The organism is Paenibacillus sp. UMB7766-LJ446 (assembly GCF_030226665.1).
Taxonomy (GTDB): Bacteria; Bacillota; Bacilli; order Paenibacillales; family Paenibacillaceae; genus Paenibacillus; species Paenibacillus vandeheii.
Genome location: NZ_JASOYM010000001.1, coordinates 601219 through 626978 on the forward strand (window position 1 = coordinate 601219; position 25760 = coordinate 626978).

A 25760-nucleotide genomic window follows, 5' to 3' on the forward strand; every position below is an offset into this window, starting at 1 on the left:
ATCACCTCACGGTATAGTATGGTCCATGACGTCAACATTGATTCAAATGCTATGATGAATAGTACCCATTAGATGGTGTCTGACGTTGGTTTAAATATAACATAATGTGTAAACTATAGCAAGGATAAAACCACGTTTCTACGGCCTATTTTTGCGACTAGATTCCCCTTTTTTTGAGTTTTTTGATACAATGGTAAAGGTTCAAAAAGAGTCGAATTAGGTATATAATAAGCAAGCCATTAGGTAAGTCAAAGGAGTACCCTGAAGATGAATGCACCTTCACTACAGCCTCCTCTTCTATGGGGAGATAAACGATTCCATACGTGGAATTACGAAATGAGAGACGAGTTTAACAATAAGGTTTTCAAAGTGATGCTGGATGCCGGTTTCACCTGCCCGAACCGAGATGGTTCCATCGCCAAAGGTGGTTGTACATTTTGCAGCGCTCGTGGATCGGGTGATTTCGCCGGTAGCAGACGAGATGATTTGGTCACCCAATTTAATACCATTCGGGATAAACAGCATCTGAAATGGCCTACAGCCCATTACATTGGCTATTTTCAAGCCTATACCAACACATACGCTCCTGTTGAGGAACTGCGTGAATACTTTGAAGAAATTTTGAAACAGCCCGGTGTAGTCGGTCTATCCATAGCCACTCGCCCTGACTGTTTACCGGATGACGTCGTTGATTACTTGGCTGAATTGAATGAACGCACATACCTATGGGTTGAGATGGGGCTGCAAACGATTCACGAGTCCACGTCAACCCTAATTAACCGTGCGCATGATACGCAATGTTATGAAGAAGCCGTTGCGAAGCTGCGCAAACGGAATATTCGGGTGTGTACACATATCATTTATGGACTGCCGCAGGAAACCCATGAAATGATGCTGGATACCGGACGCGCTGTTGCCAACATGGATGTGCAGGGTATCAAGATTCATCTGCTTCATCTGATGCGCAAAACACCAATGGTGAAGCAGTATGAAGCCGGGCTTCTTCGTTTCCTGGAGCAGGACGAGTATATTAAACTGATCGTCGATACGCTGGAGATGCTGCCACCCGAAATGATTGTACACCGCCTTACAGGGGATGCGCCGCGTGATTTGCTGATAGGACCGATGTGGTCCATGAACAAATGGGAAGTATTGAATTCCATTGATCGTGAACTGCGTGAGCGAGATTCATGGCAAGGAAAATACTGGAGGGGGGCATAAGATGGGCTTTCTTTCGGTTTTAAGCTGTGCTCAGCAGTGGATTTCTTTCCGTCTACAGCCTGGAGATTTGGCCATTGATGCAACGGTAGGGACAGGGGCGGATACTCTGTTTCTGGCACAAAAGGTGGGTAAACGTGGTCAAGTCATTGGTTTCGATATTCAGAGCGAGGCACTTACCCTGGCACAAGCCCGTATTCGCAAACAAGAGGACAGTACTCAATTAGGCTCTATCTCCCTGCTTCAACTAAGCCATGATCGAATGGCTGAAGCCGTTCCTGATACATGGCAGGGTAATGTCGGTGCTGTCATGTTCAACTTGGGCTACCTGCCTTCGGAAGGTGCGGACTCCACCATTATCACGAAAACAGACAGTACATTGCCGCACTCCAGTCCGCCCTGGAATTGCTCCGTCCGCGGGGCATTATTACCGTTGTGCTGTATCCAGGTCATGATGGAGGATCAGAGGAAGCAGATGCGGTAATGGAATGGTCCTCTGCTCTGCCTGTAGAGCAGGCACAGGTAGTCATCTATCGCCAATTGCAGCGTAAGGCTTCCCCTTTTTTGATTGGCATCGAGAAAAAATAATTTCCTTTACTCCCCAAATACAATAAACTAGACACAATCGCAACAAAGTAATCTTGGATGGATTTATGCGATTTGTGTTCTACATAAAGACGTGCAACCGTATTCACTGTTACATTCATGCCAGCTACGCGGTCATGATTGATTAAAGCGATCCACCATTTCATATACTAGAGGAGAGATTAGGAATGTCTACGCCATACCCACTGCAATTTCAACCAGAGTTCAAAGAACGTGTATGGGGAGGCCGTGCGCTGGAGCAATTCGGCCTGACGCCGCCTGAAGGACATATTGGAGAAGGCTGGATGATCGCAGATCATCCCAATGGTACAACCAAAGTACTAAATGGAGCACTTGCTGGAAAAGGCCTCGATGAAGTTCGTGAACAACTGGGCACAGCATGGCTTGGAACCAAAGGTGTATCGGAAAAGGGCGGACGTTTCCCCCTTCTGATTAAACTGCTTGACTGCAACGACGATCTGTCTGTACAAGTTCATCCAACTGATGATTACGAGGCTCTGCCTCCCGGCGAACTTGGCAAAACGGAGATGTGGTATGTGCTGGACGCCAAACCGGGAGCACACATCATTTATGGATTGAATGAGGGCGTTGATCGTGCCGTACTGAAGGAAGCCCTGGAGAATGGTACAGTGATGGATACCCTTCGTCAAGTTCCTGTTGAAGCTGGAGATACATTCTTTATCCCTGCCGGAACGGTACATGCTCTCTGTGCAGGTGTCGTTGTTGCTGAAATCCAGCAAAACTCGGATACAACCTACCGGATTTACGATTACAATCGTCCGGGTCTGGATGGCAAACCACGTGAGCTGCATGTTGAGGATTCGCTTAATGTAACAGCTTATGAGGGCGCTGGTGCCACAACGATGAAAACCAACGACGCGACTCCAGGTGAGTGGCTGAAGCTTGCGGAATGCCCTTATTTTGTAGTGGAAAAAGGGATTGTCACAGAACGTTGGGAGCTCTCTACAAGTGCGGAAAGCTTCACTATTCTTGTGGTCTGTGAAGGTAGTGGAACGCTGGAGTGGGATAACGCAGCATCGGATAAGATTGAACTGAAAGCAGGACAATGCTACTTACTACCTGCCAACCTGGGCTCCTATACGCTGGATGGCAACACCACTGTTCTTCGCTCTTATTTGCCTTAATTCAAATAATTAAATATCTTCTATTCAAGGTTATTTCCTTGAACTGAATTGGCTTTAATGTGACTTGTGAAGGAGGTTTTACACGAGATGCAGGAATCTGCCTTTAGCCTGGTTGGCGATGAAGGTACCCGTATTCATGTGTACCGCTGGCTTCCCGATTCGGAGTGCAACGTTAAAGGTGTGGTCCAGATTGCACATGGCATGAGCGAAACCGCTGCCCGATATGCTGAATTTGCCCAACAACTCACCTCTCACGGCTTCGCTGTGTACGCGAATGATCATCGTGGTCATGGCAAAACGGTAGAAAACTTGAATTTATTGGGTAATGCCGGCACCGATGCTTTCCGCTGGATGGCGAGTGACATGATGAATCTGGGCGAAGTTGCCGCCAAAGAAAACCCTGATGTGCCCCTCTTTCTAATGGGGCATAGCATGGGGTCGTTTTTGGTACAGCATCTCATGTATGCTGGCCACGAGCGTTACCATGCATTTATTTTGTCCGGTACCAATGGCAAACGTGGTCTGCTTCGGATTGGAGAGAGATTGGCCCTCTTGCAATGTAGCGTTCAAGGGGCTAGTCATCCAAGTATGCTGCTCAATGCGCTCGTATTTGGTGGTTTTAACCGCTCTTTTCGTCCGGCAACAACACCGTTTGATTGGCTGTCTCGGGACTCTGAAGAGGTCAAGCGATTCATCGATGACCCTTTGTGTGGAGCCGTCTGCTCCGCAGGGTTTTTCCGTGACTTTTTCAAACTGCTGCTGGACATTCACTTGCCAAGCAACATGAAACGTATTCCCAAGGATAAATCTGTATATCTCTTCTCGGGTGAACAAGATCCAGTTGGCCTTCATGGTAAAGGAGTGCTTAACCTGGTCTCCCAATATCGGGAGCTTCAGCTAGAAGATGTCGAATACCGCCTTTATCCAGGTGGACGCCACGAAATGCTGCACGAGACGAATCGGACTGAAGTAGCCCAACATGTCGTGGAGTGGCTTGAAAGGCATATGCCTGAACAGAGTCCCCATCATTCTACAACAAATGCCTAGAACGCCGGTCCTATCTAATATGATGCGATTTTTACAATGACAAAAGCCCCTGAACGGGAGCACAGCGTACACTGTGCTCCGCGTTCAGGGGCTTTTCTGTTAGATATATGAAAATGGCAAGTAAGCTTGGATTGTTAATGGATTACCCTTCGATCAGCAAAGACTCTGGATCTTCAAGCAATTCTTTCACCGTCACGAGGAAACGTACGGCTTCGCTACCATCGATTATACGGTGATCATAAGACAGGGCGATATACATCATCGGACGGTTCTCCATCCGCTCTGCATCAATCGCTACTGGACGAAGTTGAATTTTGTGCATACCCAGAATACCCACTTGAGGTGTATTCAAAATTGGTGTGGACAACAGGGAACCAAACGTTCCGCCATTGGTAATGGTGAAGGTTCCTCCTTGCAGATCAGACAACGCCAGCGTGTTGGAACGAGCTTTGGACGCCAGGTCAGCGATGCTTTTCTCGATCTCAGCGAAGCCAAGACGATCTGCATCACGTACAACCGGTACGACAAGGCCTTCTTTGGCAGATACCGCAATACCGATATCATAGTACTTTTTAAGTACAACATCTTCGCCATCAATTTCCGCGTTAATGGTTGGGAACTTTTTCAATGCGCCTACAACCGCTTTGGTGAAGAAGGACATGAAGCCGAGATTGATTTCATGTTTCTCTTTGAACTTGTCCTTACGGCGTTTACGAACATCCATAATGGCCGTCATATCCACTTCATTAAAAGTAGTCAACATCGCTGCAGTCTGTTGCGCTTCTACCAGACGTTTCGCAATGGTAGCACGGCGGCGAGACATGCGTTGACGTTCCACTGGTTTGGTAAAAGTGGAACCTCCAGCTGCAGGAGCACTAGGTGCTGCCGCAGGCGCTTTGGCAGGAGGCGCTGAAGGACCGGCAGCCTGAGTGCTGTGGGTTTTCACATCATCCTGATAAACCCTGCCAATTGGATCCTTGCTCTGTACCTGATCCAGCTCAATGCCACGCTCACGTGCAAGTTTGCGTGCAGACGGTGAAGCTGTCTTCGAGCTGCTATCTGAAGATTCCGGTGCCGCAGCAACGGGTGCTGGTGGCGGTGTTGGAGCTTCCGGTGCAGGGGCCGCTTGTTTCTGCTCGGATGCGGCCGGTTGGGAAGCGGACGCGCCGCTTCCTCCTCCTGCTCCTGCCGAGAGTGTTCCGATCGTTTCACCGATCTCTACTGTCTCGCCTTCCTGACGAATAATTTTCTCAAGCACACCGCTCTCTTCAGCACTAATCTCAATATTTACTTTATCCGTTTCCAGCTCCAGAAGAACATCACCCTGATTAACGGTTTCGCCTTCTTTGACCAGCCATCTGGACACGGTTCCTTCGGTTATCGACTCGCCCATTGCAGGTACTTTAATTTCACTCACAGCTGTTACCTCCCCAGTGGAATATTATTCTTCGTCGTTTGCTTCAACGCGGATGTAATGATCTGTTGCTGTTCCATGCCATGCACAAGCTGATAACCGCTGGAAGGACTCGCATGTTCCGGGCGACCTTCATATTTAACGGTTGTGCCTTCTGGCGCGATTTCACGAAGACGAGGCTCCATGTATGTCCAGGCACCCATGTTTTTGTTTTCTTCCTGTACCCACACCAGCTCTTTCAACTTGCTGAAACGTGCGAGTACACGCTTGATTTCTTCCGCCGGGAACGGATACAGCTGTTCAACACGAATAATGTGAAGCCAAGACCAATCCGTTTTATCTTTCTCAAAAGCATCTTCCAGATCGATAGCGATTTTACCACTGCACAAAATAATGCGCTCTACGCGATCCGGCTTCGTGCCCAATCCTGCTTGCTCCAGCACCGGCTCAAACTTGCCTTCGCTGAATTCTGTAGCAGGTGAAGCAACACGTGGATTACGAATGAGACTTTTTGGCGACATCATAACCAGCGGACGGGCATCCTCTGTCTCGGTCAAGGAAGCCTGACGACGCAGCAGATGGAAATACTGCGATGCGCTCGACAAGTTCGCAACCGTCATATTGTCTTCTGCACAAAGCTGCAGGAAACGCTCCAGGCGAGCACTTGTATGCTCAGGTCCCTGACCTTCGTTCGCGTGCGGAAGCAACATGACCAGACTGGATTTCTGAGACCATTTGGCACGGCCTGCAGATACGAACTGGTCAAAAATAACCTGTGCACAGTTAGCAAAATCCCCGAATTGAGCTTCCCAAATTACAAGCGTATCTGGTGAATATACGTTATATCCGTATTCGAAACCAACTACAGACTCCTCAGACAACGGACTATTGTAGATGGCAAAGGATGCTCTTGCCTGCGGCAGATTATGCAATGGGCAGAATTTCGCTCCGTTCTCTGAATCATGCAACACCAGATTCCGATGGGCAAACGTTGCACGTTCTGCATCCTGTCCACTGATCCGGATTGGTTTGCCATCCGCAAGAATAGTAGCGAACGCAAGCGTCTCCGCAAGACTCCAGTCTACTTTCTCACCTTTGTTCAGAGATGTGCTTCTGCGCTGCAAAATGCGCTGCAACTTCGGATACACATTAAAATTCTCTGGCCATTTCAGCAAGTCTGCGTTAATTGCCCGCAGATTTTCCAATGGTACCGCAGTTGGAATAACCGAAACTGCTTCTGGCTCGCTGATTTGACGTTGGTAATATTCATGTACTTCATTATTCTTCATCTGCTCGTAAGCTTCTTTTAAGCGGTTCGTCACAGCCTCACGAATGCTGTTGATAGAAGCATCATCGATTACAGATTCCTCTTTCAGATGATCCTGATACAAGTGGCTAACCGTTGGATGAGCTTTCACTTTTTCATACACTGTCGGCTGTGTTGTTTCCGGATCATCCGTTTCGTTATGACCATAACGACGGTAACCGATCAAGTCAATCAGGAAGTCCTTTTTGAACAGATTACGGTATTCTGCTGCCATACGAATAGCTGCGATACATGCATCCGGATTGTCTGCATTGACATGCACAATGGGAATCTCATATCCTTTGGCAAGGTCACTCGCATAGTACGTTGAGCGTGAATCGCTGCTATCTGTTGTGAATCCAAGACGGTTGTTCACGATAATATGAATCGTTCCGCCATTTTGGTAACCAGGCAATGCTTTGAAATTGAGTGTTTCTGCTACAATACCTTCCCCAGGGAAAGCCGCATCACCATGCATCAGAATGGTTGCCGCTTTGGTTACATCCTGCTTCGGATATCCCGGATCACGGCGGTCATCCTGTGCTGCACGTGCAAAGCCCTGTACAACCGGGTTTACATATTCCAAGTGACTTGGGTTATTGGCAAGGGTAAGGCGCGCTTGTACTGTTTCACCGTCTTTAACATAACGGTTTGCACCCAGATGATATTTGACATCCCCCGTCCAACCGTAATTGATTCCTGTTGACCCTTCGGAAGGAACCAAATCTTTGTTCGGAGAATGATGGAATTCAGAGAAAATTTTGCTATACGGCTTGCCCAGTACATGAGCAAGTACGTTCAATCGACCACGGTGAGCCATCCCCATCAGAATATGGCTTGAACCTGCGTGTGCCATAATTCGAACTGCTTCATCCAGCATAGGAACTAGCACATCGTTACCTTCAATGGAGAAACGTTTTTGCCCAACAAATGTTTTGTGAAGGAAATCTTCAAATTGCTCTACTTCAACCAAACGTTCCAGCAAAGCCTTACGCTCCTCTGGATTAAGTGGTGCCGGCGAAGTACGAGATTCTGCACGGCGGTTCAGCCACTCCCGCTCATGAACTTCATGCACATGGCTAAATTCATAAGCGATAGGACCCGTATATATTTGCCGCAGGCGCTGGATGGCATCCAATCCTGTCACTGTCTGTCCATCTGCACCTTCCCAGATCAGGGAAGCGGGCAGAGCTTTCAAATCTTCTTCATTTAATTCAAAATGCTTCGGTTCAAGCAGGGACGTATCTGAATCTTCACTGATCCCAAGTGGATCAATATCGGCCGCAAGGTGACCATACGTACGAATATTCATTACCAGCTTCCCAGCTGTAACCGCTTTCTGTAATAATTTAATATCCACGCTTCCGGAAGCCTTTTGGGCGTTGCCAGAATACGAGGCTGTATGTGCATCCCTGCCAGACATCGGCGGTGCACCCCATTGTTCAAATAATTCCCGATAAGCCGGTGTAACTGCACCCGGGTCTTGGGAGTATAATTCATATTGTTCCTGTACGTATCCCATATTCGGGCCATAGTAACTTTCCCAGGGTTTCTTGTTGCCTTCCTCGATCGTCATCGACGTTCCCTCCGTCTTGATTTAGTCATAAGTTTTTGACGGAAATCATTGACTAAGCCGTAATTTGCGTTCGTTCAACATTTTAAGCTAAATTTTTCATGAAGTCCAATAATCGTGCTGTTGGTGGTAGTAACGTTGTTCCGACGCTCCCGTCAAGGTTTGTCTGCGTTTTCAAAATCATAGTAAACTGATGATTATATATACCGTCGCACAGATGTCGAATACTGTCCTGATCCGTTCGAGGGTTTCACCTTCCTCAACTTTATGAATTGAAGTCCGTGTTCTAATATCTATTCTATAAACTTTTTCGCTCAGGAGCATTTCCTATTTTTAGTTCAATTGATGCATAAATTAGATGAATCGAATAATTAGAACATTTGCGACCCACAAATGTACCCTCAGATCCTCCTTTATATAGAATTGTGGTCCATAATGTTCAAAAACAAACCGTCAAGTTAAATATTAACCAATTGGTTTGGTATTCAACAAAAAAATGGGCATTTATTGCAATTCATTGTTATAAGCCAAAAGCCGCCTGTAATGCGTAAATGCATCCGGGCGGCTTCTTTTTTGATTTATTGTTTTTAGGCGGACAAACTTTAGATTTGTTGAATGTTCCAATCAGCACTGATGTCAGTCGTCTAATGTGGCACTTGAGACTGAAAATCGTTCCGGCTGGACTGATCGGCGTGGTAAAAGACCACATCGCCATCCTTCAGAGGCCAAGTTCTGCCCTGACTGTCTACAGGACTTTTGTTGAAACCTTCCATCTGCCACTGATTCATTAGTGGTGCATAAATATATTGTAGGTGTGGAGCTTCTGTATTTCCATCCCGAAGTGTCTCGATATTGAAGTTGACCACGATATATCCGTCCTTCAGAAATACAGAAGCCTTTTCATCCAGTTGATTTTGTCTGGCGAGCGATTCGAGATTGGTTCCCTTTGGCACGACGTATACATCTGCAGGCAGGCTGTATTCCCCGTACCAACGCTGGATCGCCGCATTCGCTCGGTCCACATTAACACCGGAAGGAATGTCCTCCTTTGGTCCAATCAGTGTACGAATGGAGGCGGGCAGAATCATCCAATCATAGCGGCCTACCCACGTCTTCTGGTGAGAGGTTTGATCTACAAGCCGAACCATATAGTCAGCGAGCGAATTTTGGTTGCGCTCATCTGCGGTCAGTTCATAAGTATACTGATAACGCGCCGTATCCCCCAATTCCGTACCGGGTACATTACGCAACCTCGAGTTCAGGACAACAAACCGTTTCTCCAGATCCTCTTCCGATCCTATCCGGATAAGTCGCTCTTGACCGCGGTGATAGTATAAATCGACTTCTTGTCTGGAAGAGCCATCTTTGCTCACAAAATAGAACGTTGGTGTAATCCGAACACCATCCTGTTTGCCAAACATATTGCCCTTTGTTTTCAGGTCGAATTTGACATGGTAACCTGTTTTCACGGCTACATTACTGAAACCCTGCACAGGATGACTGCCTGGGCGAACAGGTAACACAAACGGTGCCAGATTACCTCTCGGGTCACCATCAATACTGTTAAGTCCTGTCCAGTAGCTTGCCCCTGTCGGCTCCGAACTCCCCACCTGTTTACGGAAAACGTTCTCCCAATTAAAATCGGCGATATCCGTAACGTGAAAATCATACAATCGCCCAATAACCTCTACCGGAACCGTGTCTGACGCAACATGATGAGTCAGATTCGTATTGGCATCCTGCTGTTCCGTGAATGTCGAAGGAGCATTTTCTGCAATATTGCGAAATTCAATTCGGTAATGTCCTTCATCCACCCATACTGGAAGATAGAAAACGGTATCCAGTTGATTGACTGGAATGTCCACCCAGGTCTTGGCTGGAATGAACTGACTCCTATCGGCGTTATAGACATCAAAGGGGAAACGAATCTGCTTGATGCGAAAATACTTGGCGTAGTCCCTATTGCCATACCCCGGGTAACTGCTTACGTCCAGATGCTGTCCTGAGGTCGGAATGCGTACAATAAACGGTCGTTCCAAAATGAGCGCTGAACTGGTCGGATCAGGCACCGTTTTTTGGTTATGCGGCTGATCATCAGACACCCATGCGTAGTTAACGACAGGTGTATGCACCGTGACAGAATTGATCCCTTGAATAGAAAACTTCTGATCCTGCCCGCCTTTAATGTTGCCAGGAATCAAGCCATATGCGATCTCGCCCGTTGTCGATTGGTTCGCCATGTTGACCAGTGTATTCTGTACAGTTAAACGATTTTGGTACAGCACGTTGTCACCGATCATGCTAGGCTGAGGGATTGTCCCAGGTCGGGGAGCAGTCTTATCCATCGGAGCAGGATCCATCACAGTGGCACCGTTAAACACGACCTTGTCATTATTTACAGTGTTCTCTTTGACCTCAGCCTCCGCTTTGGATTGGAACAATGATGTTTCGACTGGTGTAGCCGGTTCAGTGGAACCGCCTGGAACAGTTTCAGTGCCAAGATCGATTTCCTTGCAAGGTGCAGGTTTCACATGTGCGGTAATGGCATCATCATTAGCCGATTGTAAGGTCGGCGGTGTATATCCGTTTGGAGTCAGCGTTACTGTACCACCGTAGCCACCAAGTGCATAATTGGATATCGTAGCTTGATTTAACTGATAGACTTCCAAATTATCAATCTGCCAATAACTATATTGTCGGATGACCTGCATTGGTTTGTCCCCAGGAACGTCTAGTTCCTTAGGTTCTGGAGGTGTGCCTGGATCATTCGGTCCTGTCGAGGCTCTGCCCGGAATCGTCCATGTTTTGTGATACTTCTTTTTTACGTTGACCGTATAAGTTACTGTGCCCGTCATGTTCACCCAACGGTGCTGGAACAAGTATCCTTTAGCCATGACATTTGCATAGAGATCTTCAGAAGTCGGGATGCCTCGGGTGACATCAAACTTCTCAGACCCCCGCTCATCAGCCTTCAGCACGCCCCGGACGGAGGGGTCCATGGCAGCCGATTCGATCAACGCTCCTTTATTAGGTGGACTGATGGTCACGGGGCAACCCACAACACCACCACCGTTACCTGGATCAGTCCCCCCGTCTCCTCCGTTGCCTGTGCAATCCTTTACATCTAACACCTGCGTCCCTTGTTCATCCAACTGCTGGGCAGGGTCCAAAAATCGCGCGGTGATAGTGGTACTGCCGACGATGCCCTTGATCGTCATTTTCCCATCTGTACCTATGGTCGCTACTGCCGGATTGGAGCTTTGCCAGGTCAGTTTGGAATGAGCGGTAAGCTCATGAACAGAAAGATCTGATTTGGTCAGGATAGCTTTAGCTTGCAGCGGTGTAGCTGTGTCTGCTTTACAGGCGTTTGGCAGGTTCACTGTAAGTCCCGGCTCGGACGTTACCGTGATGTCCGCAGTGTCCGAGATGAGATATGTACCGTTGTTCCAAATTGCACGTACAAAGGCAGTACCCGGCTTTTCAGCCTTAACCATTCCTGTTTTGGGTTCAATGCTCACAATACTCGGATCAGATGACCACCAGGTGGTCTCAGCTTCGCGCCGACTTACGTCGATGCCTTCACTATATTTCGTTGCACCGTAGTTTTTCGTCTCAACTTTGGCTTCCATCTGTTTGGTTTGTCCAACCGTTAGTGTGGAATTTGGTGTTACGTCAATTTGCTTTTCTTCTTCTAGATCGCCTTCCCAGATGATATCCATCGGAGTGAAATAGGCAACTTTATGTTTAATACAACCTGCATTTGTTTTTCCGCCATTTTCAAATGGATCATTCTGAGTCCACTCGTGATTTCCACCAGTTAAAGTTCGAATGCCAACAATTGTGCTTGGAGGTGCTATAACCGTTCTTCCTACCCCTGTATAAGATTCTTGTTCAGGTTTTGTTTGATACTCTACACTTTTAATTTTAACTTCCTTGAAACTCGAGGCCGATAAATTATTGCCATTATATTGGGGCCAAGAAACCGCTGGCCATCGTGAGAAGTCAACACTATCTGGAACCTCTTTTAAAGCGGGATAGGGAGTAGTACAACCCCCATCATTATTAGAATATGTGGGACCACCACTGTGGTCTGCTCTAAATCTCCCATCATCGGTTTGATACCAGTAAACGCCGGGGGTGCCGATTGTTTTTTCAGCTTGAATAGATTTTAAAACAGGACTCTTCATTGACTTTGGACCGTACGTATCGCTTGCAGCATAAACAGAATTATTCATCGATAGCCCTGCCACGCCAAAACTTATGACCAAGAATACAATCAATGTGTTGAACCAATTGAATACGGACAACCGCATTCGTTTTTTCATAAGAGTACAATCACCTCACTAATAGTACATATTTTGTATTTTCATTTCTCCTATATTCTCAGAAGTGATATGATACGTCCCATTTTTGAAATCTAAAGATGATCTAGTCCAAAACCTAACCTTTTTGCCCTTAGTAATGAGTTCTTTAGGGCTGTTAGGAATGGTAGTGAATCCGTTCTTTGTTGCATAGTCTAAATCTAATCTTCTAAACTTTAATAATCCATTATTCAGACCACTACTATAGGTTATCAAATCTGTTTTTTCAGTGTTTGATATAAAAGATAGGTCAGCAAATGTTAAATAGTAGTTGCCACTTGAAATTTGGGGTTCCACAAAAAGTTTAGTATATACTCCTTGAGGCTTACCATTTTGAACCTTCACTACTATAAACCTATGAAACGTGAGTACTCCTGAATTGTTAGATAATTTTATATCTCCCTTAGATAGTTCACTAACCGTAACAGAATTTTTAGTATAAAAATAATTACTAACCGTCGTTAAATTCGTCCCCGTCGTGCCAACCTCACGCATTTCATTCAGATCACTGTACTTCCCTGCATCCGTACCTTCCACATCCATATAACGCAGCAAAATGGCAGACACTTCAGCTCGCGTTGTTGGATCAGCAGGCTTCAGAGAACCGTCTTCAAATCCACCGACAATGCCGGTCCCGCGAACAAGTGCGAGATAAGGAATTTGCTCTGCACGAATCGTTCCCCGATTCACTTCAGGGGTAGGTAGCAGCGTATCTCGAGTGTCGTCAAAAGCATCCTGGAAACTGGTTCCCGATTTGATCAGTCCGTTCGCAATCCATTTCATCATCTCGTAGCGTGTCAGCTCGGCATTCGGATTGAATCCTTTCGGATAATCACCAGCATCAATGAAGCCTTGACCAACCAACTGTGTCACAGCTGATTCAGACCAGTGTCCCTTGAGATCAGCAAAAGGGTTCTCTCCTTGTACCTTTTCCCAGCTGGTTGCACGGCTGAGAAGTGTAGCATACTCACCACGGGTGATTTTGGCATTGGGGCGGAATGTACCATCCTGATAGCCGGAAATCAGATTTTTATCATAGGCTTTGACAATGGTAGCTTGCGCCCAGTGCCCTTTGATATCTTTGAACTTCGTAAGCGCAGAAGCCGTTGTGCCCCCTCCACTCGTGCCTGCAGCAGCATCCACAGTAGATACCAGACCCACGGTTCCATTGTTCAGCAGCGCTCCTGCCATCAAAGCCGTCGTCAACAAACCGACGATCAATACGTTCCTTTTTGATTTCCTACCAATTAATCCCATCTGTTTCTTCAATCTACTCACTCTCCTATGTACCTTAGTATGGGGCAAACTTCTGCTTCTTCAGCGCTCGTACTACTTTTCAAACCAAAACCTAAATTTGTCATAATCATCAATATTCTACCATGCAAATCTAGGCTTTTGGTATTATTTTTCAGCAATCCCCATCACTACAAGGCATGCAACCTCCCCTTCCAAAGACCCAATTCACCTGTAAAAACACAAAAAAAGGCCACGAATCCGCAGATTCATAGCCTTATGCTTTAAGGTGTCAGTCCTATTCAATTGAAAAATTTGTAATCTTCTATCACAGAATAAACGATTCTGTTCCATTTGACCAGTCCTAAAATTCAAATCAAAATAAATTTCTATCAAAATTTTTAATCATACTCTCTGCAAATGGTGTCAACGATAACGCTCCGACCTCTTCCAAAGTAAACCATTGTGCGCCCTGTGAATCTTCGCCATCCGGTTCCCTTTTGATCTCAGAGGGTCTACTTTCACTTGTCAAATATACATCGTACAGAATCCCAATATGGTGCAGCTCTTCCGGCTCGCCTTCGTCCGTCCACTCTAGTACATTCGACTCCGCAGAATGAATCACCAATTGTAGATCGGAAAGGCCCGTCTCCTCTTCGATCTCACGATGTAGGGCGAACTCCGGTTGCTCACCAAACTCCAACCTTCCTCCAGGCAAATCCCATTTCCCCATATAGGCTCCTCTTGCCTTACGTATTAACAGGACCTTTTGCTCCCAAGTGACTAAACCGTATACCCCCATGTGTGTGTACCGATCCACTTAAAGGTTCTTCCTCTCGTCTGAAAGATGCCTGACTTGCTCTTCCAATCTACGAATGCGCTTATTCATCTGATAGAACGAGGGAGCAAATACCGCTCCCATAATAACAATGACCCATACACTCAAATCATCAGCCCCTATCTTCAGAGTCTCCCGACTCTAGCGATAACCGAACAATTAGTTCTTCACCCTCAATCAACAATGCAGTTAACCCTGTCTCCGAGCCGGATTGGTGATTCTCTCCATTCGTCCAGTACGCGGCTTCTCCCGATCGGACTACTACCCGTTCGCCCGTCTCGCCTTCCACCCAACCTTCCCCTTCAAGCACCAGAAACAACTGCTCACCCACCGCTGGATGCAAACCCACACTTCCACCTGCAGACAGTTTCAATTGGGCTACGTGACAAGCTGATGTGCTTCGGAGTATCGGCGTAATCTCCGCTCCCTTACTACCATAAGCGGTGATGCTGCGACAATCTTCTGATTTCAGTCGAACTATTTTCACTTCTTGTTCTCCTCCGCAACGGTTTCCAGATCCAGCGCCAAACGGATCATATCCACGCAGCGAATGCCATCTTCTATAATCTCTTCTTCATAATGTTTCACAAAGAAATCCCGATCGACCCCTATAATGCGAAACCCACAGCGTTGATACAGCTTCAACTGATGAAAGCTTGAGTTGCCTGTCCCAATTTCTACTGTTCGACAACCGAGCCTGCGGGCGGCCTCTATCGCTTCCTTGATCATGTGTTTGCCAACGCCCTGTCCCTGTAATTCTTCCTGTACGGCAATATTAACGATCTCTGCTGTCTCTGGACGCGTCTTCAGCAAGACAAACTCTCCTACCATTTCTCCTTCATATTCAGCGATAAAACAAACACCGCGACTCAGATATTCGTCAACTATGGCTTTGGACGGATCAGCCATTAATAAAAGCCCATAAGGTTTTTCTTCTTCCCAGTCCAAAATCCGGAACGACAATTTCACACCAATCTCCACCTTTTCCTTGTACATATTCATTTACGTCCCGTTTGCAGAAGCCTATGTATGGCTAGATCACCAAATATATAACAACATTCCGTCTATAAAGGTTTGGGTCTAAATTGATATTTTTCGCTTTTTATAACCTCGGGTTACTTCGAAACCATTTGTAGACTTTATATCACCCATCTAGTTCACCTAAATCTATTAGCTATTCAATTCACCACTCCAGCTTGATTGTGATAATGACGAATCACCATACCAGATGCTTTTTGCATACCTTGTTTCTCATAGAAATCCTGAAGTTCGTTATCGCACAAAAGATCAATCATATAGAGATCACCCAGACGATTGAACATACGCTTGATGAGATCTGACCCGATCCCCTTACCCTGATACTCCGGAAGCACTTCCAACAGAGGAATGTATGCACTAAGAATTCCGTCTGAGATCGCTTGAATAAAGCCCACTACATTCCCAGTAGCTTCATCAACAGCCAGTTCAACAGCATAGGATTGTTCCAGCATCTTCAGGAACGTAGGCGTAGACGGAGGGCTGGGCCAACCTTCGAAAAAATTCCCGCTAAGTTGGTCGATACCTATTCCCTCCAGCGATTCACGAAATGTAATCCCCATAATAGCAAGTTATCTCCTTTTAAAAAGTAAACTTCATTATATCATAATATCTGGATATAAATATACAAAATTGGCTGATAACATATGAGACAAGATTCAAATACAGCCTCATTTTTCTTCTTATTCAAGTCATCTGTAATAAAAACACAGCGTTCTATTCCGCTTCCACACGTTACTCACCCGTGCTTAAATGCTCATGGATTAATTTCCATTCTCCGTTGATGTCTGTAACAAATACATTGGTAGCCCGACCTTTTCCAGATGCCGGCTCCCCTTGATACATTCCTTTCCAGTGATAGGTATAAATACAGACCGCATGCTCTTCGCCTGTCGTAATCCACATGACATCTTCTGCACGATATACCTCTTCCTTAACGGTCTCCCAAGCGTTTTCAAAATAAACCCGAATGTCGTCAGGCGTAGTACAAGATGTTCCCGTAAACCAATATACGGCATCCGGTGATAACCATTTGGTTACCTCATCAAACTGATGTGTATTTGTCGCTGCAATGTATCTTTCTAATGCATGCTGGTATCCCATCATTTTTTCCGCCTCCTGAACGTTTTGAATTATTTCACTTTACTCTGTTCAAGAACCGAATCGCCATACACCATAAATGTCTCTTTCAGTGTCAGCCCCGTTGATTTCTCCCAGATCACACTCCGCTCAAACGTCCCTGCTTGAAAAAAACGCGGCAAACGTTCCGCAAACCAATCCTGCATGGGTAGCTCTAGCGCTTGCCCTAAAGACACCCACAACAGTTCGCCTTCCGGCGGTTCGCTCAGTAGCTCCCCTTCAAAAGAAGTAGCCAGGTAGTTGAACACCATATAACGCAATCCTTGCTCCGGATCACAGAATTCATCAAGACCCTTATATGTAATTTCTTTCACCACAAGCCCTGTTTCCTCTTTAACTTCTCGCACGGCACCATCCACAATGCTTTCCGGAAAATCGACTTTTCCTCCTGGAGCAATATATCCCGGAAATCCTTTCCGGTCCGGTCGATTCATTAATAATACCTGATCATTCTGTTTGTCCCACACCATACACATCGTTAGAATTTCAGTTCTAGTATCCATGTTCATCCCCCCGCTTGCCTGATATAAACCTAATCCCTTGAAATTTATTTCTGGTATGAAGATAGATTTTCCTGCTTCAATGATAAACACATACGAAAGACGGACACCGGAAAAGTTCGGGAGCCCGCCTCATTAAACATAGCGCTATTTTGTTTAAACCGGATATGGAATAGGCGATATTCAGCTCATGCCTGTAATTAACACTCGACGTTCTTTCCACTCGGCACGGCGATAAGCCTGCAGCAGACCGAATTTACGGATACTCCCTTTCGGCACCGATTTGTAAGGCATATTAACCGTAAATTCCTCATCAAACGGCACAAAAGATAATCCCACTTTCTCATTGGAGAGCCACTCGGCATGAATGGGTTGCCTTGAACAGGCATCGAATGTACAGCCGAGTCCTTCGGCGAAAAAATCATAACGTGCAGCAGGTGTGCCCGGCTCCTCCATACAGAGAAACAGACTGAGTTGATCACAGAAAAGCATGATTTCCACATCATTTTTCAGCCTAAGCTTCAACGCCTCACCACCACCAAGCTGCTGTTCCCAACGTAACTGGTGCTCCCGTTCATCATTCAGATACTCCCTGATGTCTTCATCGTCATTGGTGTTAGCACCCAGATTGTTTTGAAACAATTCTGTGTACATCATGCTGCACAGCAGCCCGGCATACAGGTTTTTCTCACGAACCTCTTCAATACCTTTACGGTAAAATACAAATCGCGGACGTAGCGGAAAATCACGAAAAGAATATGGGATCTGACTATAATCATTCCAGAATGGCGCCGCATCCAGTTCAATCCATCCCCGATCATGCTCTCTTGCGGCAAGAATCAGATCTTCCCGATGCGCTTCATCCGTTAACAATTCCGTTTTCCAATGGGAAGCCATTTCTCCGGCTACTAGTCCATGCTCATGCTGTGCGGTCAAAACAAAATCATGCTCTCTCTCATATACGATCATTTGCTGTCACCCTCCCGCATGGTATACGTTGACTTTAACATAATTTGGTTTACAATTTCCTATAAGTTGCTTTTCATTCAACTTTCAGGGAATATACAAAGGAAGCATCAAATGTAAAGGTGTTGTCAGTTCCCTGAAATTTGGTACACTAAAGATTGTGCCAACATAACACTACATACAGAAAGCGGGATCTCATGAATTTATACTCTCCTTACACCGAGTTTAACCGCAAGGAATGGGCTGACTTGAAGAAACATCAGACCACTCTTCCACTAACGAAAGCGGAATTGGAACAGCTAAAGGGATTAAATGAAGAGGTATCCATTCAAGAAGTTGAGGATATTTATCTACCTCTTACCCACTTTATTGACTTATATGCAGGAGCTTCACGAGAGCTAAACCGCTTAACGGCATCTTTTTTGAAAAAAGAAGCACATCACGCTCCCTACATTATCGGTATTGGGGGCAGTGTTGCCGTCGGCAAAAGTACAACGGCCCGTCTGCTTCAGGCTATGCTGGCCAGAGGTAAAGGGAATCCCAAGGTGGATCTGGTCACAACGGATGGTTTCCTGTATCCCAATGCCGTGCTGCAAGAGAAAGGTATCATGAACCGGAAGGGATTCCCGGAAAGCTACGATATCAAGTCACTGATTCAATTTATGGGTGATGTCAAATCAGGCAAACCTGAAGTGATGGCTCCCGTCTACTCCCATCTTGCCTATGACGTCATTGCAGGTGAGGAGAAGGCCATCTGTCAGCCGGATATCCTCATTATTGAAGGAATTAATGTGCTCCAGGTCAAAAAGGAAACTCCACTGCTGGTCAGTGATTTTTTTGACTTCTCCATCTATATCGATGCGGAAGAGGAGCATATCCGTCACTGGTACATTGAGCGTTTCAAGCTGCTGCGCAATACAGCGTTTCAGAATGAGAATTCCTTCTTCCACAGTCGTTTCGCCAATCTGGAAGAAGATGAGGCTGTTCTTACGGCAAGTCAGATCTGGAAAGATATCAATGCCAAAAATCTGCACGAAAACATCCTGCCAACCAAAGGACGAGCCAGACTGATTTTGAAAAAGGAAGCCGACCATTCCATTCAGCGCATCCAATTGCGCAAACTGTAAACGTAACAACAATTTGGCTGCAAATTCTGTTGTACTGCTTAATACCCATTTAAAAGGAGACAAGACACATGCAGACCCTGGTTATACTCGGAAGTATCATGATGTTTCTTGCTGTTGCCCTCGGAGCATTCGGTGCGCACGCGCTCAAACGCAGATTGTCTGCTGATATGATCAAAATATACGAGACCGGTGTCCAGTATCATCTTGCTCACGGACTCGGAATCATCCTGCTTGGACTGCTCGCTGATCAGCTGGAGCAATCTTCTCTTGTTATACTGGCCGGATGGCTGCTATTCGCCGGCATTCTCTTGTTCTCGGGCAGCCTGTATGCCCTAAGTGTAACTGGAGTTCGAAAACTGGGTGCGATCACACCGCTGGGCGGAGTAGCATTCTTGGCCGGTTGGATCATGTTATTAATTGCCGCTTTGTAGAACCAACATCGTAAACGGAAAAGAGTGTTCTAGCCGATCTTACAAATCGCTGGAGCACTCTCTTTATGTTTATCTTCGCCATATACGGCGAATGCTGTGTGTGACTTCATCACCCTGCTGTTTCTCTAGAACATATACATCAGGATTAGTTAGACTTTTCCACTCTTCGAATCCAAAGGATGCATCATGGCTTCGAATGAGCAGAGACAGCATATTGCCGTGTGTAATCACAGCCGCGCCATGCTCAGGTCGACGCCACAACTCGTCCAATACTTCAAGACCCCGAGCTGTTGCAAAACGTGAAGATTCGCCCCCTTCTTCCATCCAGTCTTCGTCCTTGTATGTACGTTCAAGCACATCCATCCAGTTATCCAGATGAAGGGTACTAAGCACCCTCTCTTGAAGACGTTCATCCGTATGTATATGTTGCAGGACGGTTTTGCCCAGTGGCGCTGCGGTCTGAAGCGCCCTTCTCCACGGACTCGACACAATGTATTGTATAGGGTGGTCCGCCAACATCTCAGCAAGTTCTTCTGCCTGACGAAGTCCTTCATCTGTAAGCTCGGCATCCGGTTCTTGCCCGGTTGCTTGGGCATGACGGATGAGATAAATTGACTGCATCGACCCTCACCTCCTGTTGATTCAACTTACATTCGATGCTTCTCCAGATATTGGAGTGCAATATGCATGTTCTCCCGGTCTTCCAAACGGCCAGACGAACTAAGAAAAGTAACGTTATCCTCGGCCCACATGCCCTGTTGATCTGCCAACCCAAGAAGCTGTTTCAAGCGGTTAACCGTTCCCGTACTGCCATCAATAATCTGAATATGATCTGGCAGAACCGTACGAAGAATGGATGTGTAGAACGGATAATGCGTGCAGCCAAGTACCACTGTACCGTATAAGTCCAGATCAAGATCAGCCAGCTTGAGACGGAAGTACGACGCAATTTTCTGTGGATCAAAATCCAGCTGCTCACACCATTCCACCAGTTCAGGCAATGGAATGGAATCGACACTGTGGTGATCATCCACACGGGATACCAGCTCATGATATTTGGTTTGACTCAAGGTCAGGGCAGTAGCAAATACAAGCACCCTTTTGCCGCTTTTTCGATTCATCTCCACAGCCGGTTTCACAGCAGGCTCCATCCCGATAACGGGGATATCATACCTGGCACGCAAATCCTTCACGGTCAGACTGGTCGCTGTATTGCAGGCAATCACGATCGCTTGCACATTTTCCTGAACAATAGCCTCCACACAATTGAAAATATGTCCTCTAACCTCATCCGCTGACTTGGTCCCATATGGAACATGCAATGTATCGGCATAATACAAAAACGATTCTTCAGGGAATTGATGCAAAGCCTTATGCAAGACGGTTAAACCACCGATTCCCGAGTCAAAAAATGCAATTTTCTTCTTCAAGGGTTTCACCTCTATAACGTATTCTTTCAGGTTCCTGGAACCTCTCATTCCTGCTCATGATGACTGGGAGGTGAGTTATGTTATTCCGGGTCATCACAGTCGTTAACGCTTGACGACCTGCGGTGATCGTTTCGGTTACGGATCGTTCTTTCGATCGCTGTTGTCTCCAAATTTTTTTGATATATTTTATAAATGTGCAAATTCGGAGACAAAGGCGAACGCTACCGCTTCTTCAGAATCGATTCCGTTCCCTCCACTACTTTCGCTGTAAATCATACACTAACGATGATGAGTCATTATCATTATTCTACATTCATATTATACTGTCTGAGCCAGTCTTTGCCACTTTTCCAGTGCTCAACGGGATTACGTTCTCCGAGCAGCTCAGTACTTGCCTGAGCCATGATCCATTCCTTAAGCCCGTCGTGCGAACTTGACTCCAATTGCTGAATTAGAACGTTCAGTCCCTCTTCACCCGTATCCAGAATTTGAACATATGCCTCTGTGTTAGCACCAATATAATCACCTGGATTACTGCTGGTCAGAATCATCTCAGGACCATTCAGGATTTGCTGAAGGTTGCTATCAATCTTCAAGCTTACGTCCTGACTTTCCGTCTGATTCGAGCAAGCTACCAACATCCATGCAATACATAGCAATACCGTGCCGCTCGCAATACGTTTGCGAATCATGGAATCACTCCTGCCTTTGTTCCAGAATCAATTTCCATTTTTGTTCCGTTAGCTCCTGTCCTGACAGGACCTGTTTTCGGATTTCAACCACTTCGAACCCAAATGATTGATACAATCTACGTGCCCCCGACAGAGACTCGTTGGTCCATAAGATGATGGATGCATAACCTTTTTCTCTTGCAAAATGGACAGCCTGCTCGATAAGCTGGCGTCCCCAGCCGCAATTACGGGCTTCAGGTTCAATGAGGAACCAACGCAATTGAGCTGTCTGTTCATCCAATTGAGTCAGACCAATGCAGCCAGAAGCTGTCTGATTCAGCTCAATAATCCATACCATTTCTCTCGCGTAATTGCCGGAGCGTTTAAACTCATTTACGGCATCTTTAATAAACTCGGCAAAGCTATGATCATAATTATACTCATCTCGATAGATACGGATATGCGCTTCAATGACATATTCCAGGTCCTTTTGTACAAAGGTCCTAATCATTGCTGCAGCACCTCCTCATAATTCCGGGTTTCAACGCAGCAGATTGCCGCCATTCATTTAACATACATGAATTCATCCTTTATGACGAAGTCGTGATGCTGAAATCCACACCAAACTGGGTTAGTCCCAGCTTACGGGCAACAGTCTGTGAAGCTACATTGTCCCAAGATGTACTATAGAGCGGAATGCGCCCATCCTTTTTAACATGATGCTGCCAGCACTTCACCGCCTCCACTGCATAACCATGCCCTCTGAAACCAGGCGCGGTATAGAGACTTGCCTCGGCACCCCGTTTGGATACACGGGCTGAACAACATACAGCAACTGCTGAATCCTCCATGACATAAGCGGCAACGGGCGTTTTTTCATGTAGACATTCTATTAATTCAGGAAAATGCTCTGCCAGCAGAAAAGAACAATGACTATCTATAATCTGAACATTTGGATGCCATTCGCCACACTTCTCGGGAAAGACATAAGCCGGGCCCATCCATACACTCTTCACGGGCTTAAATGTCTCAACTCTCCGAATCAGCTTCGCAATATCGAGCGAAAGCTCAGTGTCACAGCCTAGCTCCTCAATCAGAGTGAACGGCAACTGCTCATGAAAATAGGAGCATTGCCCGATAGAAGTTATCCCGATAAATAAGGCTGGAGCCTGCCCGCCATCCGGTTCATTAATACTTACCAGGCGTTTCTGATCGTCCATCGTATACAGTGTATCTGCCTGGATTTTCATCATATCCATGGGTGAAAGGTTCGATATAGGATTCATACTTGCGGAACAAGTTTCTGCAATAATGGTTCACCTACACTTCTTTTTCCAGCTTCATGCTGCTGAAATTCAGGTATTATTCCTGACATCGTATATTTGCACATTGCCAATACCCCCTCATTAATTTCCATTATACGGTATATTACATGCAGTTACGAATCCAATGTGCACAATTGCGTATGGGTATTATACGAGAGGATTTTACGAGTGAGACAACTATTCCGTGTATCTTATTTATCCTTCAGAACGGCTTTTTTCCATGCAGCACCTAATTCAGCAACCGACGCATAACGACTTGCCCGCTCAGGGTCTACCGCACGCATAACCACCTGGTACAGCGCTTCTCCACCATCCCACCTGGCATACGAACGATCCAACTCGCCCCCAAGCAATGAGAAAGCCATTGCTCCCATATTAAACACATTCGTGACTCCATCTATTGGCGCACCCAACTCAAATTCCTCAGGAGACATAAAGCGGGATGAACCCCACATCCGTCCCATCGTATTCACAAAAGAACCCTTGCGATACAAATCAATATCGCATATTTTCATCGCTTGCTTGTCAAAATCATAGATCAGACTGCCATCGTAAAAATCAACAGCCACATAACCTCTCCGCTGCACTTCGATATGAAAATCCAAAATCTGCTCCATCGCCTGAATGCGCGTCTTTACCGGAAGCTGTTTGAATCGATAATAAGGGGAACGCGGGTCCTCATATTTGGCCGGGGGTGGAAAGTCCCAATGGGAATGCAGGCAATCCCCTTCCACCCAATTGAATACACAGGCGTAACCATGTTCCGTTGCAAAATGATCCTTTAATTGAATCAATGTGTCGTGTGCCAAATCTTCGTATATTGAAACGGACGATTTCAGATAATTAATCGCTTCGGCAGGCGTCCCTGTATCCCCCGCATGGATCGTGCGTGCTCCAGCATATTTCACGAATTTCCGCTCTCCGTCCTGACCCAGAACACCAAAGGACAAATTACCGGAATCCTGCTGATCAAACACACGAAATACGGTACCCAGGCGCGCAAGCCACTCAAATGAATGAGGTTCTTTTAATTCAAAAGAAATGCCGTCAAGTTCAAGCTGAACTGCTTCCGTCATATGTCACCACCTGTTTTAACATGCTCATCGCCTAAATTCAAACGTTCAGCATAAAAGTACGTCATATGAGCCTCATCGTAACCCTTTCCCTGAACGACCAGCGCATTACGCTCAATGCCATAGGTTTCAAATCCAGACTGCTCATACAATCGTCGGGCTGACTCGTTCGTGGTAACCACACTGAGATTGATTTGCTCAATGCCTTCCAGTTCCCTTCCCCGATCCAACACTTCGCGGAGCAATCGGGACGCAAGCCCACATCCACGATATGGCGGTGAGACATAGACTCCCCAGATATAACCTTTGTGCTGTAGCTTAATCCCATGTTCCCGTTTGAATCCCATCGTTGCTGCGAGGATGCCTTCTTCTGTGTATGCCCCCAGAATGTAATCATCAGCTTCATTATGTATACGTTCCTGTACTTCACTCATGGGAAGCTGAATCGACATTTCAAACGAAGCGCCGAAGGCTTCCGGATGATTTTTCAGCGCCTCCAGCCGCAAAGGCCAATACTGCTCTGCCTCATCTCTGCGTATATTGCGAAGGATGAACATGTCCTCCTTTTGACCTTCCTTCATTCTTCAACCACTCCCTGCATGTCATAAGGATAATCGATCTGGAGCTTTACATTCGCTGCGGCTTCCTCTCCTGCAAGCAGAGCTACGACATAGATTCCAAGATCAATGGACGTCGCTACTCCTCCGGCTGTAATCACATTGCCGTCTTTTACAATGCGGGTTTGAATCACCTCGGCAACATAAGGCTGAAGCAAATCGTAGACATTAGGATGCGTCGTTGCTTTTTTACCTGTTAAAAACCCCGCCGCTCCCATCAGCAAAGAACCTGTGCACACGGATACTTTCAACGGAACATTCTCGGCCTGCCTCAGCCAGCCCACAAAAGCCTCATCAAATCGAAGCTTGCGCGTTCCCATGCCACCAGGCACAAACACGAGATCATATTCCGCCAAATTAGGATTCACCCGGTCCACCTTCAACGTTAAACCCGATTCGTCCGTAACCTGATCAGTCATCGCACATGTTTCCCATGTCGTACCTTTGGTTTGTTCAAAAAAATTCAACCGATTGATGACATCATAAAATCCTGCAAAATCAAGGAAAGTCAAACCATCAAACAAAACAAAAGCGATTTTCATATGAAAGACCTCCAGTGTTTTTATTTCGACGCATCCCGCTCCATCGCTTCTTTTACCCAATCTCGTTCAGGCAGCTTGCTGTTAATACGGAAGAGAAGTCCTACAATCGACAAAAGTAAAATGACGACGATAATTTCGAACATGGAAAAATCCCCCCGGCGT

Annotated in this window: 25 protein-coding genes and 1 pseudogene; 6 read left to right on the forward strand and 20 right to left on the reverse strand. The window is 46.2% G+C overall.

All coding sequences use genetic code 11. The features are described from left to right. Positions 1-267 precede the first annotated feature (267 nt). The 4 genes and pseudogenes from mnmL to QP794_RS02935 all read left to right on the forward strand — a co-directional run bounded on the left by mnmL (position 268) and on the right by QP794_RS02935 (position 4016). Positions 268-1221: a tRNA modification radical SAM protein MnmL/YtqA gene (mnmL, locus tag QP794_RS02920; protein ID WP_024628297.1), complete on the forward strand. Its 954-nt coding sequence runs from the start codon at positions 268-270 to the stop codon at positions 1219-1221. Between the two features lies 1 nt (position 1222). After that, positions 1223-1806 (forward strand): annotated as a pseudogene (gene mnmM, locus QP794_RS02925) (tRNA 5-(aminomethyl)-2-thiouridylate-methyltransferase MnmM). 185 nt (positions 1807-1991) lie between these two features. Continuing rightward, complete coding sequence (locus QP794_RS02930; RefSeq protein ID WP_285074816.1) at positions 1992-2969, forward strand: type I phosphomannose isomerase catalytic subunit; 978 nt, start codon at positions 1992-1994, stop codon at positions 2967-2969. Positions 2970-3056: 87 nt separating this feature from the next. Then, the gene (locus QP794_RS02935) at positions 3057-4016 is read left to right on the forward strand and encodes an alpha/beta fold hydrolase (protein WP_285074817.1); all 960 of its coding nucleotides are present in this window, start codon (positions 3057-3059) and stop codon (positions 4014-4016) included. Between the two features lie 142 nt (positions 4017-4158). Here QP794_RS02935 and odhB read toward each other — a convergent pair whose 3' ends face one another. The 11 genes from odhB to QP794_RS02990 form a co-directional block, all read right to left on the reverse strand. Further along, on the reverse strand, positions 4159-5433 hold the full coding sequence (gene odhB, locus QP794_RS02940) for a 2-oxoglutarate dehydrogenase complex dihydrolipoyllysine-residue succinyltransferase (protein ID WP_285074818.1): 1275 nt from the start codon (positions 5431-5433) through the stop codon (positions 4159-4161). Between the two features lie 5 nt (positions 5434-5438). Next, positions 5439-8312 carry a 2-oxoglutarate dehydrogenase E1 component gene (locus QP794_RS02945; RefSeq protein ID WP_285074820.1) on the reverse strand — a complete coding sequence of 958 codons (2874 nt, stop codon included), beginning with the start codon at positions 8310-8312 and terminating at the stop codon, positions 5439-5441. Between the two features lie 641 nt (positions 8313-8953). Next, positions 8954-12028: a DUF5704 domain-containing protein gene (locus tag QP794_RS02950; RefSeq protein ID WP_285074821.1), complete on the reverse strand. Its 3075-nt coding sequence runs from the start codon at positions 12026-12028 to the stop codon at positions 8954-8956. 624 nt (positions 12029-12652) lie between these two features. Beyond that, entirely contained in the window at positions 12653-13939 is a 1287-nt protein-coding gene (locus QP794_RS02955; protein ID WP_285074822.1) for an S-layer homology domain-containing protein, read from the reverse strand. Positions 13940-14279: 340 nt separating this feature from the next. Next, entirely contained in the window at positions 14280-14723 is a 444-nt protein-coding gene (locus QP794_RS02960; RefSeq protein ID WP_024628289.1) for an NUDIX domain-containing protein, read from the reverse strand. 130 nt (positions 14724-14853) lie between these two features. After that, entirely contained in the window at positions 14854-15228 is a 375-nt protein-coding gene (locus QP794_RS02965) for a cupin domain-containing protein (protein ID WP_024628288.1), read from the reverse strand. Further along, a complete protein-coding gene (locus QP794_RS02970; protein ID WP_285074823.1) occupies positions 15225-15743 on the reverse strand; it encodes a GNAT family N-acetyltransferase in 519 nt (172 codons plus the stop codon). Before QP794_RS02970 ends, QP794_RS02965 begins: the two co-directional genes overlap by 4 nt. Before the next feature lie 176 nt (positions 15744-15919). Next, on the reverse strand, positions 15920-16339 hold the full coding sequence (locus QP794_RS02975) for a GNAT family N-acetyltransferase (RefSeq protein ID WP_350338838.1): 420 nt from the start codon (positions 16337-16339) through the stop codon (positions 15920-15922). A gap of 172 nt (positions 16340-16511) precedes the next feature. After that, positions 16512-16880, reverse strand: coding sequence for a YybH family protein (locus QP794_RS02980; RefSeq protein WP_285075198.1), 369 nt, complete (start codon positions 16878-16880; stop codon positions 16512-16514). Between the two features lie 29 nt (positions 16881-16909). Then, complete coding sequence (locus tag QP794_RS02985; protein ID WP_483311864.1) at positions 16910-17425, reverse strand: NUDIX domain-containing protein; 516 nt, start codon at positions 17423-17425, stop codon at positions 16910-16912. Positions 17426-17599: 174 nt separating this feature from the next. Then, positions 17600-18385 carry a DUF3891 family protein gene (locus QP794_RS02990; RefSeq protein ID WP_285074825.1) on the reverse strand — a complete coding sequence of 262 codons (786 nt, stop codon included), beginning with the start codon at positions 18383-18385 and terminating at the stop codon, positions 17600-17602. A 194-nt stretch (positions 18386-18579) separates the two neighbouring features. Between QP794_RS02990 and coaA the strand changes: the two genes are divergently transcribed. After that, complete coding sequence (gene coaA / locus QP794_RS02995; protein ID WP_285074826.1) at positions 18580-19509, forward strand: type I pantothenate kinase; 930 nt, start codon at positions 18580-18582, stop codon at positions 19507-19509. A gap of 68 nt (positions 19510-19577) precedes the next feature. Continuing rightward, positions 19578-19940: a DUF423 domain-containing protein gene (locus QP794_RS03000; protein ID WP_024628282.1), complete on the forward strand. Its 363-nt coding sequence runs from the start codon at positions 19578-19580 to the stop codon at positions 19938-19940. 69 nt (positions 19941-20009) lie between these two features. On the opposite strand, the gene QP794_RS03005 is transcribed toward QP794_RS03000, so the two are convergent. From QP794_RS03005 to QP794_RS03045, 9 genes are all read right to left on the reverse strand, one after another. Then, on the reverse strand, positions 20010-20561 hold the full coding sequence (locus QP794_RS03005; RefSeq protein WP_285074827.1) for a histidine phosphatase family protein: 552 nt from the start codon (positions 20559-20561) through the stop codon (positions 20010-20012). Positions 20562-20587: 26 nt separating this feature from the next. Then, positions 20588-21418 carry a glutamate racemase gene (gene murI / locus QP794_RS03010; RefSeq protein WP_285074828.1) on the reverse strand — a complete coding sequence of 277 codons (831 nt, stop codon included), beginning with the start codon at positions 21416-21418 and terminating at the stop codon, positions 20588-20590. 254 nt (positions 21419-21672) lie between these two features. Then, positions 21673-22062, reverse strand: coding sequence for a hypothetical protein (locus QP794_RS03015; protein WP_285074830.1), 390 nt, complete (start codon positions 22060-22062; stop codon positions 21673-21675). Positions 22063-22066: 4 nt separating this feature from the next. After that, entirely contained in the window at positions 22067-22552 is a 486-nt protein-coding gene (locus tag QP794_RS03020) for a GNAT family N-acetyltransferase (RefSeq protein WP_285074831.1), read from the reverse strand. Between the two features lie 79 nt (positions 22553-22631). Next, entirely contained in the window at positions 22632-23300 is a 669-nt protein-coding gene (locus tag QP794_RS03025; RefSeq protein ID WP_285074832.1) for a GNAT family N-acetyltransferase, read from the reverse strand. A gap of 257 nt (positions 23301-23557) precedes the next feature. Next, positions 23558-24442: a serine/threonine-protein kinase gene (locus QP794_RS03030; protein WP_285074833.1), complete on the reverse strand. Its 885-nt coding sequence runs from the start codon at positions 24440-24442 to the stop codon at positions 23558-23560. Beyond that, positions 24439-25020 (reverse strand): GNAT family N-acetyltransferase, encoded by a 582-nt coding sequence (locus tag QP794_RS03035; RefSeq protein ID WP_285074834.1) that lies wholly within the window; start codon positions 25018-25020, stop codon positions 24439-24441. The genes QP794_RS03030 and QP794_RS03035 overlap by 4 nt, the downstream gene beginning before the upstream one ends. Beyond that, entirely contained in the window at positions 25017-25598 is a 582-nt protein-coding gene (locus QP794_RS03040; RefSeq protein WP_285074835.1) for a DJ-1/PfpI family protein, read from the reverse strand. The genes QP794_RS03035 and QP794_RS03040 overlap by 4 nt, the downstream gene beginning before the upstream one ends. A 20-nt stretch (positions 25599-25618) precedes the next feature. Continuing rightward, positions 25619-25741, reverse strand: a complete 123-nt coding sequence (locus tag QP794_RS03045) for a hypothetical protein (RefSeq protein WP_256984806.1) — start codon at positions 25739-25741, stop codon at positions 25619-25621. Positions 25742-25760: the final 19 nt, after the last annotated feature.